Source organism: Halorhabdus sp. BNX81 (genome assembly GCF_029229925.1).
In the GTDB taxonomy this organism is placed as follows: domain Archaea; phylum Halobacteriota; class Halobacteria; order Halobacteriales; family Haloarculaceae; genus Halorhabdus.
Window position 1 is genome coordinate 2,411,662 of the sequence record NZ_CP107254.1, and the last position, 14,398, is coordinate 2,426,059.

The 14,398-nt window shown below is 63.0% G+C and carries 11 protein-coding genes; 7 read left to right on the forward strand and 4 right to left on the reverse strand.

Going from position 1 to position 14,398, the window contains the following annotated elements:
• Window positions 1-62 precede the first annotated feature (62 nt).
• Together HBNXHr_RS12155 and hisA are read right to left on the reverse strand one after the other, a co-directional pair.
• Entirely contained in the window at window positions 63-1,046 is a 984-nt protein-coding gene (locus HBNXHr_RS12155; RefSeq protein ID WP_275882334.1) for a hypothetical protein, read from the reverse strand.
• A gap of 206 nt (window positions 1,047-1,252) precedes the next feature.
• The gene (gene hisA, locus HBNXHr_RS12160) at window positions 1,253-1,975 is read right to left on the reverse strand and encodes a 1-(5-phosphoribosyl)-5-[(5-phosphoribosylamino)methylideneamino]imidazole-4-carboxamide isomerase (RefSeq protein ID WP_275882335.1); all 723 of its coding nucleotides are present in this window, start codon (window positions 1,973-1,975) and stop codon (window positions 1,253-1,255) included.
• Window positions 1,976-2,213: 238 nt separating this feature from the next.
• Here hisA and HBNXHr_RS12165 point away from each other — a divergent pair, with 238 nt between their 5' ends.
• Complete coding sequence (locus HBNXHr_RS12165) at window positions 2,214-3,716, forward strand: globin-coupled sensor protein (RefSeq protein WP_275882336.1); 1,503 nt, start codon at window positions 2,214-2,216, stop codon at window positions 3,714-3,716.
• A gap of 229 nt (window positions 3,717-3,945) precedes the next feature.
• Window positions 3,946-5,613 (forward strand): thermosome subunit beta, encoded by a 1,668-nt coding sequence (thsB, locus tag HBNXHr_RS12170; RefSeq protein ID WP_275883722.1) that lies wholly within the window; start codon window positions 3,946-3,948, stop codon window positions 5,611-5,613.
• A 142-nt stretch (window positions 5,614-5,755) separates the two neighbouring features.
• On the opposite strand, the gene HBNXHr_RS12175 is transcribed toward thsB, so the two are convergent.
• Window positions 5,756-5,983 carry a hypothetical protein gene (locus HBNXHr_RS12175; protein WP_275882337.1) on the reverse strand — a complete coding sequence of 76 codons (228 nt, stop codon included), beginning with the start codon at window positions 5,981-5,983 and terminating at the stop codon, window positions 5,756-5,758.
• Between the two features lie 343 nt (window positions 5,984-6,326).
• On the opposite strand from HBNXHr_RS12175, the gene HBNXHr_RS12180 reads away from it, so the two are divergent.
• Window positions 6,327-8,459, forward strand: a complete 2,133-nt coding sequence (locus tag HBNXHr_RS12180) for a hypothetical protein (protein ID WP_275882338.1) — start codon at window positions 6,327-6,329, stop codon at window positions 8,457-8,459.
• A gap of 190 nt (window positions 8,460-8,649) precedes the next feature.
• Here HBNXHr_RS12180 and HBNXHr_RS12185 read toward each other — a convergent pair whose 3' ends face one another.
• The gene (locus HBNXHr_RS12185; protein WP_275882339.1) at window positions 8,650-9,789 is read right to left on the reverse strand and encodes a hypothetical protein; all 1,140 of its coding nucleotides are present in this window, start codon (window positions 9,787-9,789) and stop codon (window positions 8,650-8,652) included.
• Window positions 9,790-10,010: 221 nt separating this feature from the next.
• Between HBNXHr_RS12185 and HBNXHr_RS12190 the strand changes: the two genes are divergently transcribed.
• The 4 genes from HBNXHr_RS12190 (at window position 10,011) to HBNXHr_RS12205 (ending at window position 14,394) form a co-directional block, all read left to right on the forward strand.
• Window positions 10,011-11,033 (forward strand): ABC transporter permease, encoded by a 1,023-nt coding sequence (locus HBNXHr_RS12190; RefSeq protein ID WP_275882340.1) that lies wholly within the window; start codon window positions 10,011-10,013, stop codon window positions 11,031-11,033.
• A 1-nt stretch (window position 11,034) separates the two neighbouring features.
• The gene (locus HBNXHr_RS12195) at window positions 11,035-12,081 is read left to right on the forward strand and encodes an ABC transporter permease (RefSeq protein WP_275737480.1); all 1,047 of its coding nucleotides are present in this window, start codon (window positions 11,035-11,037) and stop codon (window positions 12,079-12,081) included.
• 74 nt (window positions 12,082-12,155) lie between these two features.
• Window positions 12,156-13,262, forward strand: coding sequence for an ABC transporter ATP-binding protein (locus tag HBNXHr_RS12200; RefSeq protein ID WP_275737481.1), 1,107 nt, complete (start codon window positions 12,156-12,158; stop codon window positions 13,260-13,262).
• 1 nt (window position 13,263) lies between these two features.
• The gene (locus HBNXHr_RS12205; protein ID WP_275882341.1) at window positions 13,264-14,394 is read left to right on the forward strand and encodes an ABC transporter ATP-binding protein; all 1,131 of its coding nucleotides are present in this window, start codon (window positions 13,264-13,266) and stop codon (window positions 14,392-14,394) included.
• The last annotated feature ends 4 nt before the right edge of the window (window positions 14,395-14,398 follow it).

Here is a 14,398-nt window from a genome sequence, read left to right on the forward strand (position 1 = left end):
TGATTGTGCCTCCGAGCGCGGGATCTCGGGAGCCGAATCATGCACCGCGGAACGGCGTGTCCCTAGGTGGTGGATTGTTCGCTCCCGGCCGCAAACGAGAACGGGAGAAAGGCGATCGTGGCGTATCGGAGCACGTCCGTGTCAGTGTCGCCCGTGATCGTCACCGTGGCTCCGTCGGCGGCAACCGTCGGGTCGGGGACGTTCAATAGGGTTTCCTGCGCCCATTCCGTCACCGCCTCCTCGTCGACGACGGCCGCGTCCTCGAAGACGAGAACCGCTTCGATCGACGCTGTTTCCCCGGTGAAATCGTAGCCGAACCCCTCGGCGACCTGTCCCTCGATGGTTCCGTCCTCGACGTCCGTCCGCTCGTGGCGGTCGTGCTTGGTCGCCGAGAGGAACGTCGCATCGGCGAGTGTAGTCACGACCGACTCGATTGCCGGTGTGGTTTCGACGTGTCGCGCTACAGCCCCCTGTCGAGCATCGACGACAGTTCGAACGGCCGGGTCGAACCCGCAGACGAGCCAGCCGTCACCGGCCGCATACGACAGGTCGCCGTCGCTGAACACGACGACCTCGCCGTCGTCGTTGCGCCGGAATTCATCGCCGACGGCGTCGACGACATCGCCCTGATCGAAGTCGCCGACCGTGATCGAGGCCACGAGTCGCCCGAGGTGATCGACGCCCCGTGGAACCGCATTTATTTCGGGAGTTCCAAGGAAGACGATGTCGTCAACCGCCCCGTACTCGATTCCGAACTCCGAGTGCGAAACGCCGTTTCGGGCCGGGATTTCGACGTCGAACTGGGAACGGGCGTCTTCGGATAGCGACTCTACCTCGGAACGGAGGGCTGCGGCGTCGACGCTCCAGACGGTATACTCGTTGTCCCGGAGCGTTGGGCCGTACTCGCTCACTGCCGTCGCTTGCGGTACGAACCGCTCCACAGGATGGGGGTCCACACCGCCCGTTCCGGGGATAGCTGTACACCCGGCGAGCGCTGCAGTCAGCACCGTCCCTGAACCGAGAACGAAACCACGTCGATCGACCATACCGACGACGTAATCTGGCGGAGTAATATGTTTTACCGTCGTAAGGAAATCCCGGGTGAGACAGTGCTACTTCCCTGACCGCACGGTGTCGCTCCCCGAACCCGTCCCGGGTCGAGATCAAGCGCCGGACGACGGGGATGGATGAGGGAACACCGATTCCGGTGGCGACCGGGAAGTACATGACAAGTCAGGTACCCGTCGCCGGCTCACTCGACGGCGGCGATCGCCTCTTGCAGTGTGAACGCGCCCTCGTAAAGTGCGCTGCCGACGACGACTGCCGCCGCGCCAGCGTCTTTCAGATCGCGAACGTCGTCGATGGTCGCCACGCCGCCGCTGGCGATCACGGGGATGTCGACGGCCTCGACGACGCGTTCGACGGGCCCGGTCCGGACACCTGCCAGTTGCCCCTCGACGTCGACATCCGTGAAGAGGATGCCCACCGCGCCCAACTCGGCGTACCTGCCGGCGGCTTCGGCCGGATCGAGACCGGTCGATTCGGTCCACCCCGAGACGACGACCTCGCCGTCGCTGGCGTCTAAGCTGACGAGCACGCTGTCCGGATGGGTCTCGCTGATCTCGGCGACGATCTCGGGATCCTCGACGGCGGCCGTCCCGAGGATGACGCGATCGACGCCCGCATCGAGGAGGGCCCGGGCGTCCTCGGCCGTGCGAATGCCGCCGCCGAGTTGGAGGTCGACATCGACGGCTGCCCGGATCGCCGCGATGGCGTCGGCGTTGGCGCGTTCGCCCTCGAACGCACCGTCGAGATCGATCAGGTGCAGGGTTTCCGCGCCCGCCTCGACCCACCGTTCGGCCGCGCTGACGGGGTCGCCGTACGTCTTGCCAGTCCCGCGCTCGCCGCCGACGAGCTGGACGACCTGCCCGCCCTGCATGTCGACTGCCGGGATGACCGTAAAGTCCGGGAACATGCGCCTGGATCGGCCGGCACAGGGGGAAAACGTATCGATCGAAGCCGCCCTGACCCACCATGAGAACTTCCAAAAGGTATGAAAAGTACAGCTATATAGCCCTCCCTTTTTGAAATCATATTTGAAATTGGGAGGACGGCGATTAATAGGCCCCAGAAGATAACAAGCCCAAAGTGAAACAGTCGTTCCCCCGAACACCGACGTGAGGGGTCGACGTGTTCCACTGATAGTGAGACCCATGCCACCGACAGATGACGACGTGATCGATGCACAGCGACGGGGTCGGGTCGATGGCTCGACCCTCACCGACGAGATCGGGATCGACCGGGAAGAGATCTCCTGGCGAAAGGGCTTCACCCAGTTCGACGAGAAAGACGCGAGGCGGCTGGCCGACATGGAGGCGGAGTTCGATGAGCTCGCCGACGAGCTCGCCGGGGAGTTCTACGATCACCTCCAGGAGTTCGGTGACGCCGTCGACGTGATGGGGCGCTCCAGCAAGGGTATCGAGGCACTCAAACGGACCCAGTCGGCGTACCTCCGGGCGCTAGGGGACGGCGAGTACGGCCAGGACTACTTTGATCGTCGAGCCAGGATCGGCAAACTCCACGACATGCTCGAAATGGGGCCGAAGTTCTACCTCGGGGCCTATGTCATCTACTACCAGGGCATCATGGAGATGATCGCCGACGACGTCAAAGCCGAACTCGCCGGGCAAGGGGAGCCTGCCGGCAACGACACGGACGAACTGAACCCCGAAGAGGCGGTCGACGCGGTCGTCGAACGGTCGCTCTCGGCGCTGAAGTTGCTCAACCTCGACCAGCAGGTGGCGATGGACACCTACATTCACGCCTACAACCAGCGTGTCGAGGCGGAACTCGACCGTCGACGGACAGTCGCCAGCGAGGTCGAGACGGCAGTCGACGAAACACAGGCGGCGGCCGACGACCTCGCAGACAGCGCGGGGCAGATCAGTTCGATCGCCGACGAACAGGTCGACAGTGTCAGCGAAGTCTCGGGGGAAGTCTCGAACATGAGTGCAACGATCGAGGAGATCGCGGCGACGGCCGACGACGTCGACGCGACAAGCGCCGAGGCCGAGCGCCTCGCTGAAGACGGACGGGACGCAGCCACCGACGCGATCGACGTCATGCAGGCAGTCGACGACTCTGCGGCGGACGTCGCCGAAGACGTCGACCGCCTGCAGGATCGCGTCGGCGAGATCGACGAAGTCGTCGAGGTGATCAACGACATCGCCGAGCAGACGAACATCCTCGCGTTGAACGCCTCGATCGAGGCCGCCCGTGCCGGCGAGGCCGGCGACGGCTTCGCCGTCGTGGCCGACGAGGTCAAGAGTCTTGCCGGGGAGTCCCAGGAACACGCGGGCGAGATCGAGGAGATGGTCGCGGCGATTCAGGACGACACCGACGAGACCGTCGAGAGTCTCGCAGAGACGACCGAACAGGTCCAGGACGGTATCGCCCGCGTCGAGGCCGCCATGGAGAACCTAGAGGACATCGTCGAGGCCGTCACTGAGACGTCCCGTGGCATCCAGGAAGTCGCCGAAGCGACCGACGACCAGGCCGCAAGCACCGAGGAAGTCGCCTCGATGGTCGACGAACTCGTCGGCCAGGCCGAGACGATCGCCGAGGAGGTCAACGACATTGCGGCCGCAAACCAGGAGCAATCCGCCAACGTCCGTCAGATCCGTGAATCGATCCGGGAATTGAACCGGGAATCGTAACCGGACGGGCGCTCGTTCACACCTCGATTTCTCATATAAGTATATTTGCCCCAGTCTCTGGAGGCGTGTACCCCGAACTGTGCAATTCCGGCATCTAATCGCCGCTGTAGCCATTATAGTGCATTTCATTGGTTTCGTGATTGCGTTGTCGTCGGTCCACGAGTCGATCGAAACCCGCACACTTATATAGAACCACAGACAAACATGCTACCGACTTATGAGCCAGCGCATGCAGGGACAGCCGATGATCGTCCTCGGCGAGGATGCGGATCGCCTCAAGGACGAAGACGCCCAGAGCCACAACATCTCGGCCGCCCGCGCGGTCGCCGAGTCGGTCCGCTCGACGCTCGGACCGAAGGGGATGGACAAGATGCTGGTGTCCTCGATCGGGGACGTCACCGTCACGAACGACGGCGTGACGATCCTCGAGGAGATGGACATCGAGAACCCGACGGCGAAGATGATCGTCGAGGTCGCCCAGACCCAGGAGGACGAGGCCGGCGACGGCACGACGACGGCAGTCTCGCTCGCGGGCGAGCTCCTGAAAAACGCCGAGGAGTTGCTCGAACAGGACATCCACCCGACGTCGATCATCCGCGGGTACGACATGGCGGCAACGCAGGCCCGCGACGAGATCGACGACATCGCGGTCCCGGTCGAGCCCGACGACGAGGAGATGCTCAAAAGCGTCGCGGCGACGAGCATGACCGGCAAGGGCGCGGAACTCAATCTCGATCTCCTCTCGGATCTGGTCGTCGAGACGGCCCAGGCCGTCGCCGTCGACGCCGAGGACGGCTCGACGGTCGTCGACCTGGAGTTCGTCGACATCAAAGCCAAACCCGGCCGACCGGTTGCTGATTCCCAGCTCGTCAATGGCGGAACCATCGACACGGATCCCGACCACGAGGACATGCCGGAAGAAGCCGAAGACGCCGACATTCTGCTGCTCGATGCACCCTTTACGGTCAACGAAATGGAGAACGACGCCCAGCTCAGCGTCGACGATCCCGAGCAGCTCCAGGAATTCATCGAGCAGGAAGAACAACAGCTTCGGGAGAAGGTCGATGCGGTCGTCGATGCCGGTGTCGACGTTGTGCTCTCGAAGAAGTCGATCGACGAGATGGCCCAGCACCTGCTCGCGCGGGAGGGGATCCTCTCGATCAGCCAGATCAAGCGCAGCGACATCGAGTTCCTGAGCGAAGTCCTGGGGACCCAGCTCCACTCGGACCTGGACTTCGAGACGCTCTCGGACCAGGATCTCGCGACGGGCGACATCACGCGTGACCCCGAAGACGGCTGGTATATCGTCGAAAGTGACGACAGCCACGGTGTGACGCTGGTGGTCCGCGGGTCGACCGAGCACGTCAGTGACGAACTCGAACGCGGCATCACCGACGCGCTCGACGTCGTCGCGGCGACGATCTCCGACGGCCGGGTACTGGCCGGCGGCGGAGCGACCGAGGTCGAACTCGCCGGCCGACTCCGGGAGTACGCCGACGGCGTCAGCGGTCGCGAACAGCTCGCCGTCGAGGCCTTCGCCGACGCCTTCGACCTCATCCCGCGCGTGCTCGCGGAGAACGCCGGACTCGACTCGATCGACACGCTCGTCGAACTCCGGGCGGCCCACGAGAATGGCGACGGCCACGCCGGGCTGGACGTCTTCGACGGCGATGTCGTCGATACGTTCGAGGCAGGCGTCGTCGAACCGGCCCACGCGAAGTCCCAGGCGGTCTCCAGTGCGGTCGAGGCCGCGAACCTCGTGCTCAAGATCGACGACATCATCTCGGCCACCGCGCTGGGTGAGGACTACGAGGACGAACAGGAAGGTCAGGGCGGCGGCATGGGCGGTATGGGCGGCGGCATGGGCGGTATGGGCGGCATGGGCGGCATGATGTAAGCGGGGTTCCGTCCTGCCGTCGACGAACAGCGGCTGATCGACATCCTTTTCGAGGTCGCCGAAACCAGGCACCGAGCCGCGGCGAAGGACGTGTGGATATCGGATGGTTCAGACCGGCCCGTTGAGAGTGACGCCACCGCGATCAGAAATTCCGTTTGCAGTATAGAATCGCGACGCCGCTGAGAAGCGCAAACGTCCCGAGACCGAACGCGTTGAGCGCAGAAACGACGTAGACGGCCGAGGTCGGATCCAAAATAAACAGGTATGGGACCGTGAGCAACAGAAAGAACAGCGAAAACGCAAAGATATAGAAAAACTGCATCCGACGATCACAGATCTCAACCATGAACATCGATGGCCCGTCCGTCATGATTCATCCTCCCACTCGAAGGCGGTCTGGCCCGTGGACATGCGTATGAGTCTCGCCTTCGGTTGAAAAAACGTTTCCCCTTGGCGTCTGTGGTATATCTGTTCGCACACGCACACGCGAGAACACCGTTGGGAGATGCGTACCCATCTGCTACAAGTTATTTTTCTTACAAATTATACGTATTACATTACGCTGAGAGAGGATCGGCTTCGAGACGCGCCGATAAGAAACAGTTCTGGACCGAATGACCCCACATCACGTTCCCCCGTGGTTTCGTTATTAGAATATCGGAGTGAAATTATAATGGAAAGCTTTATTAATGTCTGATTGAGAATATCGTACCATGCGGAGACCCAATAATCCGCTGGATGAACTGTCCAGACGCCAATATGTTCAAGCGATCGTCGCGGCCAGCGTCGCCGGTGTCGCTGGGTGTGGCGACGACGGGAGCGGCAACAATACCGGGGAAGAGAACGGCAACGGGGGCACCGACGAAGGCGGGGAAGAGCCCGTCAGCCAGACGTTCAACGTCGTCGACAACAACGTCCTCGAGCAGGCCAACATGAGTACCTGGCAGACGGGAGACGCCTCTACCGGGAAAAACTGGATGACGGAACTCTCATCCGCCCGGACCCAGGAGATCGACATCATCATCGACGGCCACACGTACTCGATGCCCCACGTCGACGGGCTCGAAGAGGTCGAGATCCCGGCGATGATCACGGATTACACCGCGGAACCGCCGTACGACATGTACAACACGTACAACCAGGACCTCTACTACTGGGACGAGGAGACGCCCATCGACGCCGAGGCCCGGGTTGAACACGACTACGTCTACTACGGGTACGACGGGCTGATCTTCAACGCGGACGAGGCGTTCAAGTCCGAGGCCGTCGAGCAGTTCCGACATCACTTCTGGTACAATGATGGCACGCGGCGGCTGGAGCCACGCAACTCCAACGCGCCGACGGGCGAATCCGAACTCCCGGACGACGGTACCAACGCCTACGTCATGCAGAGCGACACCGTCGAAGGTGTCGCCCAGACCGAGGCGATGCCGATGCACCCGTCGTTCACCACGCCGTACGCCGAGAAGTACGCGGACACGGCAAATCAGGAAGCGATGACCGAGGTCACCAACGAACTCGAGGGTGACAGTATCTCCGTGGGACGATACGCCGACGAGGGCTGGGGCGGCGGTCCCTACAAGATCGAGTCCAGCGACGACGTCAGCGGGACTGAAGTCCTGATGAAGCTTCGTGAGGACCACCCCAACGACCACATCAACATCCCCGAACTCCGGATCCAGTTCGCGACCGAGGACCGCGCACAGATCGTTCGCTCACGTGGACAGGTCGACCTCGAAAACGGCGTCCTGCCGGAGTCGACGGGGTCGATCAACCGTCAGTCCGTGCCGGACCACATCCAGGAGATCTCCCGGTGGCTCCAGGTCGGCGGGGACAACCTCATCTTCAACTTCAACAACAAGCACCTCGGTCGCCTGTGGGTCCGACGTGCGGCCGTCGCCGCGATCGACTGGAACCAGGTCGGGGCCAACGGCTGGGGGCCCGAAGTCTCGGAAACCAACCCCCACCACACCGGACTGCTCGAGACCGTCAGCGAGGGGAACTTCGATGACGAATTCCTCGACAGTCTCTACACCTACCCGATCGAAGCCGATCAGGAACTGGCCGCCGAGTGGATGCGGAAGGCCGGCTACGAGAAACAGTCCGGGTCCTGGGTCGGACCGGACGGCGACAGTCCGGACTGGGACCTGACGTTCAACTCCGGGGAATCCTCCTGGATCGGTGGCGTCCAGACCGTCATGGCGAACCTCGAGGACTTCGGCCTTGGCGTCACGCTCGACGGGCAAGCCTGGGACACCTACACCGATCGACTCTCGCCGCCGGACTACGATTACGACATCGCGCTGCAGTGGGCGAACTTCCAGACGATCACCGGTGCCTACGACTACAACGGCGCGTGGTGGTCGAACCCGCTGCTCTCGGGCAGCCCCGACACGGCTCCGTACTTCGACCTGCAAGAGGAAAACGAGGTCGACGGGCTGGGCCGGCCTGTCCAGGAGGTCCCGCTCCCGTCGGAAGTCGGCTCGATCGAGGCACCGGATGGCTCCTACAAGGTGCCCGACAGCATTCCGGGCGGCGCGGACACCTACGACATGAAGACCGTGACCGAGAACCTACGCGAGCCCGGGATCGACATCGAGGAGGTGCGCAACCGGGCGAAAGTCGCCGCACGGTACTTCAACTACTACCTCCCGAACTTCGTCTTCCACTCCTACTACAACGGAGTCTACGGCGACGTTCGCGGGTTCAACTTCCCGCCACACGATCACGAGATGTGGGGCCACACCAAGGAGTACGGGTCACGCAACTACAGCGTGATCGCCGGGATGCCCCAGCTCAAGTACGACACGAACTTCCCCGATCCGCCCGCGGATCACAAGGAATAACGCTCGAAACGGTCTCACCGGTTCGCTGATTTCCGATCGCGTTCGGTTTTTTCGCGTTCGACGTCAGGAGGTGCTCCTGTCGCTTTGGTCCGGTCGCCTCACGCTACGTCCACAGAGAACCAGCACGTCGACACCGTCGAGGACGACCGACCTCGATTGCCGTCGACGATACGAGAGGGGGACGAGTCGATCACCGGTCGGCGAGCGCATCCGCCGCGGCTTCCCGGACGAAGGAGACGTCGTCCTCGGAAAGCGCCTCTAATTCCGCCCGAACGTCGGCGATCGCATCGGGATCCCGATCGGCGGCCAGCGCCAGCAGCGATGCGGCACTGGCCCGGACCGGTGGTGAATCGTGGTCGAGCAGATCGGCGATCGCCTCGACGTGATCGAGCGCGGCCGACGCGACGGAATCGCTCGCGACGGGACTGATAGCCGTAAGCGCCTGCGATGCGCTGGCCCGGACCATCGGCACATCGTCGAGACAGTCAGCGATCGCCTCGACGTGTGCATCGACTGCGCCGGGGTCGTCCTCAGCGAGGGGAACCAACACGTCGAGGGCGACCTGGCGAACCTGGGGGTCGGGATCCGCAAGCAGGGCCAGGAGGTCGTCGACGGCGGGTCGAACCACGTCTGGGTCGACAGTCGCGATCCCGAAGACGGCATGCCCGGCGGCCTGTCGCTCGCTACGTTGCCGTTCGCGGGCTCGCTCGGCCATGTCGTCGACGCGCGAACCACGGTCGGGTGCCTGTCGCCGGACTGTGGCATCGATCCCGACGTCGACATCGCCCGCCGATAGCAGGATCTCAACGAGCCGGTCGGCCGCCGGCACGACTGCCTCGGGCCGTTCCATCGAGACGACAGCCAGAAACCGGACCGCATGAGCCCGGACGTGATCGGTGTCGGCGTCGAGGAACGCCATGACGTCCTCGACGTACGCCTCACAGGCGGCAGGGTCAGTGCGGGCCGCTTCGACGAGGGCTTCGAGGGCGTTCCATCGGACGATCGGATACGAATCACTGAGAAGGTCAACAAGAACGTCGGCCGCCGCCAGGACCGGGTCGCCCGAGAGCGACTCCGCGTAGATCGCACTCGCCCCGGCCCGGACCTCACGGTCGGGGTCTTCGAGCAACGCGGCGATCCGGTCGACGCGGGCGGTCAGGACTGACGGATCCCGGCGGGCGAGTATTTTGAGGCCGTCGAGGCCGTACCGACGGAGTGTCGGATCGTCAGCCCCGAGCATGGTATCGAACTCGGATGCGTCCGCAGGATCCGGGTCCGAGCGGGTCTCCCGAAGGAGCGTCGTGGCACGCTCACGTCGATCGTCGGTCATTACCACATAGCTCGACTGCCGGCCCAGTAAACGCTGTCGCTCGCGTCGACGGAACATCCGGTGGACGACCGTGCCGAACCGGACCGTCGGCCGGGACCACCCGCGAACTACCGGAAACCTTTTCGTCCATATGGTAATTTATATGCCACGAATTGGACACAGTAAAAAGGAGTCGATGACGGAAAATATAATAGGTGGAATTCACCATATACGTGCATAGCATGGGTTACTACACACGTCGTATCGCACAGGCGGTAATAACGCTGATCGCCGGGACGTTCATCACGTACGCGTTATACCGGATGATGCCCGGGAGCCCCCTTGATTCGATCATGGCGGACCTCATTCAACAGCGGATCGGACAGGGGCGGCCGCCGGATCCATCGGAGATCGCTGCGCAGGCCGAACGGATGACGGGAATCAATCCCGATTCGGGGATCATCGAAGGGTTCCTCGGGTACACCTCCGACATCGTCCTGAAACAGAACTTCGGGGAGTCTATCTACTACAACCAACCGGTCTTTGACATCCTCTTCCGGGCGATGCCGTGGTCGGTGTTCATCAGCGTCTACGGCCTCCTGCTCGGATACACAGCCACTATCGTCATCGGTGCGGTCATGGCGTGGTACGAGGGGACCAAGATCGACTCGGGACTCGTCGCGTACGTCCTGGCGATGAACTCGATTCCCTACTACGTCGTCGCGGTCGTGATGCTCGTCTTCCTGGGGTACCAGTGGGAACTTCTCCCGAAAGGCGGGAAATACCCGCCGACTGCCGAACCAGGGTTCAACGTGGAGTTCATGGTCGGCCTGGTCCGGTACGGGGCGATGCCCATCCTCTCTAGTTTCGTGGTCGGCTTCGCATCCGGGTCGCTCAACATGCGGGGGAACGCGGTCCGGGTCATGGGGTCGGACTTCATCCGGTCGGCGAAGATCCGGGGGATCAGCGTCAACCGGATCCTGACGCGGTATCTCACGCGGAACGCCATCCTGCCGATCTACACCGGCATGATGATGGGGATCGCGAGGCTGTTCAGTTCGAACGTCATCACCGAACGGATCTTCCAGTACATCGGGCTGGGATACTACACGTTCGAGGCGCTGGAACGACAGGACTACCCGCTGATGATGGGGGCGTTCCTGTTTTTCACCTTCATCACCATCCTCGGGATCCTGTTTGCCGACCTGACGTACGGGCTGATCGACCCACGTGCAGGAACCGGTTCCACACGGGAGAGTTTCTAACATGACTGACAACGAAACGGAGATGCGGACGGACGGTGGGACGGCAGAAGAGATGATCTTCGGGACGGGCGAGGATCTAGAGGCGGCCCGGATGTCGACCCGGGAGCGTCTCAGACGGTTTGTCGACCGGTACATCCTCGCTCCGCTCCGGATCGGATGGAGCGACTGGCGGACCCGCGTCGGCGGGCTCGGCATCCTGTTTTACATCCTGATGGGGACGGTCGGTGTCGTGCTCGTCAAAGAGCCAGAACTCAACGAGGGGCCGCGGAAGCTGCCCGCGTTCATCGACTGGTCGGTGCCGCTGGGGACCAACTCCAACGGTGAGGGGATATTCGGCCTCATCGTCCACGCGACGCCCGCAATGTTGAAGATGGCGACGGGTGGTGCACTCACGACAGTACTGGCCGGCGTCATCATCGGTTTCATCGGCGGGTACAAAGGCGGCATCGTCGATCGGATCATGATGACCATCACCGACATCCAGGCCGTCCTGCCCGGCCTGCCGCTGATCATCGTGCTGTCGGGAATCTTCGCAGATTCGATGCGGGACCCCTTCGTCGTGGGGGTCGTCCTCGCCATCGACACCTGGCCCGGACTGGCGCGTGCGATCCGGTCACAGGTGCTGACGCTGCGTGAGGAGGATTACGTCGAGGCAGGCCGGTCACTGGGGCTTTCCTCGTCGACGATCATCAGACAGGACCTGTTCCCGCAACTCGCCCCATACATTCTGGTGAATATGGCGGGCGCAGCGACACGGGTCCTCAAGGCCTCGGTCGCGCTGTATTTCCTGAGTATCCTTCCGGTCTCGACGCTCAACTGGGGCGTCATCATGAACAATGCCTACGACCAGGGACAGGCAGTCTCACAGATCGGGGCCGCGGGCCACTGGTTGTTCTTCCCCGCCGTTGCCCTCTCGGGGATGACGTTCGTGTTCGTGCTGTTCGCACAGGGGCTCGACCGGGTGTTCAACCCGCGACTCCGTGCCCGCCACGCACAGACCACGCCAGACGAGGATGACGAGCCACAGGCCAGTGGTGAGGTGATGTAGGTGCTGGAAATACCGGCACACACGATCGAGCGAATGGTACTGGAGCAGCCCAACGAGAGCCGGAGGTGCTAAGCATGGCAACCGAAGAACAGACGCAGTACGGACGGCAGGCATCGGCCGGGGATATCATCCTCGAGGTCGAGGACGCGACCGTGCGCTTCGACCTGGAACGCGGACAGTCGACAGTGCTGGATCACGCCAGCCTCGACATCCGCCGCAACGAGATCATCGGCATCGTCGGCGAGAGTGGCAGCGGCAAATCGATGTTCGCCGCCTCGCTGCTCGACGTCGTCGAGGATCCCGGGCTGTTGACCGGGGACATTACTTACTACCCGGAGAACCCGGAGACGCTCCCGCGGGGGATCACCACCGACGCGAACGGCGCGGTCGACATCCTCGAGTTGAACGACGAGCAGAAACGGCGCTACCGGTGGGAGGAGGCCGCGATGGTCTTCCAGGGCGCGATGAGTTCGTTCAACCCCACGATGAAGATCGGGGACCACTTCAAGGAGACTATCCGCGCACACGACGCCGATTTGGACGAGCGAATGACCCACGCCCGGGACCTCTTCGATGCCTTGCACCTCGATGCGGATCGGGTGCTTGGCGCCTATCCACACGAACTCTCGGGTGGGATGAAACAGCGGGCGCTGATCGCGCTCAGCCTCGTCCTCGAACCGGAGATGCTGGTGATGGACGAGCCGACCGCGGCCCTGGACATGCTGATGCAGCGGTCGATCATCGCAATGTTGCGGGAACTCCAGGAGGAGTTCGAGCTGACGATCCTGTTTATCACCCACGACCTGCCGCTGGTGGCCGGACTTGCCGATCGACTCGCCGTGCTGTACGCCTTCGAGTTCGTCGAGGTCGGCACGGCGTATAAGGTCCTCAAGAACGCCTCTCATCCCTACACGAGGGCGCTGCTCAGGTCGCTGCCGAGCATCGACTCGGTCGTCGAGGAGATGCAACCGATCGAGGGGTCGGCCCCCGACCCGGTGAGTATCCCGTCGGGGTGTCGATATCACCCGCGGTGTCCGATCGCCGACGAGCAGTGTACGGTCGAGGACCCGGAGCTGATGGACGTCGAGGACGAACAGGTAGCTGCGTGCTTCTATCCGGAGGAGTCACGGGAAACGATCACGTACAATCTACACGCAGGCGTCTTAGAGGAGGATATGTAACATGAGCGAAACTGAATCAGACGAACCACTGCTCTCGATGGACGACGTCGAGGTCCACTTCAAGCCCGGCGGCATCATCCGGAGCGCACTCTCCGAGGAGGTCGTCCGAGCCGTCGACGGCATCTCCCTGGACATCGAGGAGGACGACATCATCGCGCTGGTCGGCGAAAGTGGCTGTGGGAAAACCACACTCGGCAAAGCCGCGATCGGCCTCCAGCGACCGACCGGCGGGTCAATCAAGTACCGCGGCCAGGACATTTGGGACGCGAAGGATCGGGCCGACGACGTGAAGATCCCGAAGGATACGATCCAGCAGGCGCTCCAGATCATCCATCAGGACCCCGCGAGCGCGCTCAACTCTTCGCGACGGGTGCGTGCGTCGCTGGCTGACCCACTCAAGAAGTGGCGCAAGGAGCTCGGGCCCGACGAGCGACTCGAGACGATCTATCACTACCTCGAATACGTCGGGATGACGCCGGTCGAGGACTACGCCGAACGGTTCCCCCACCAGCTGTCGGGTGGCGAACAGCAGCGGGTCGTCCTCGGGCGGGCGCTGTTGACGAATCCCGACCTCGTGCTTGCGGACGAGGCGGTCTCGGCGCTGGACGTCTCCCTGCGCGTCGAGATGATGGACCTGCTGCTCGAACTCCAGGAGATGTTCGGGACCTCCTTCGTGTTCGTCTCCCACGACCTGGCGAACGCCCGCTATCTCACGAAGAAGTCAGACGGCCGTATCGCCGTGATGTACCTCGGGGACATCGTCGAGATCGGCGGCCCCGACGAACTCATCGAGAACCCGACCCACCCCTACACGAAGGTGTTGCGGTGGTCGACGCCGCCGGCCGATCCGGACGTGGCCAGCGAGACCATGCACATGCAGCCGCCGGTTCGCCGGATCGACATTCCCGATCCGTCCGACCCGCCGGAGGGCTGTAAGTTCCACACCAGGTGTGAGCACGCCCGCGAGGTCTGTAAAAAGCAGGAACCGGACATGTACGACGCCGACGGCACCGAGACGAAGTGCTTCCGGGCGCTGGACAACCACGAGTACTGGCAAAGCGAGGAACTCACGGACCGCGAGGAACTCGGCTTCACCTCGAGCCTCGAAGACGAAGAGCCTGCGGACGACTAGAGCC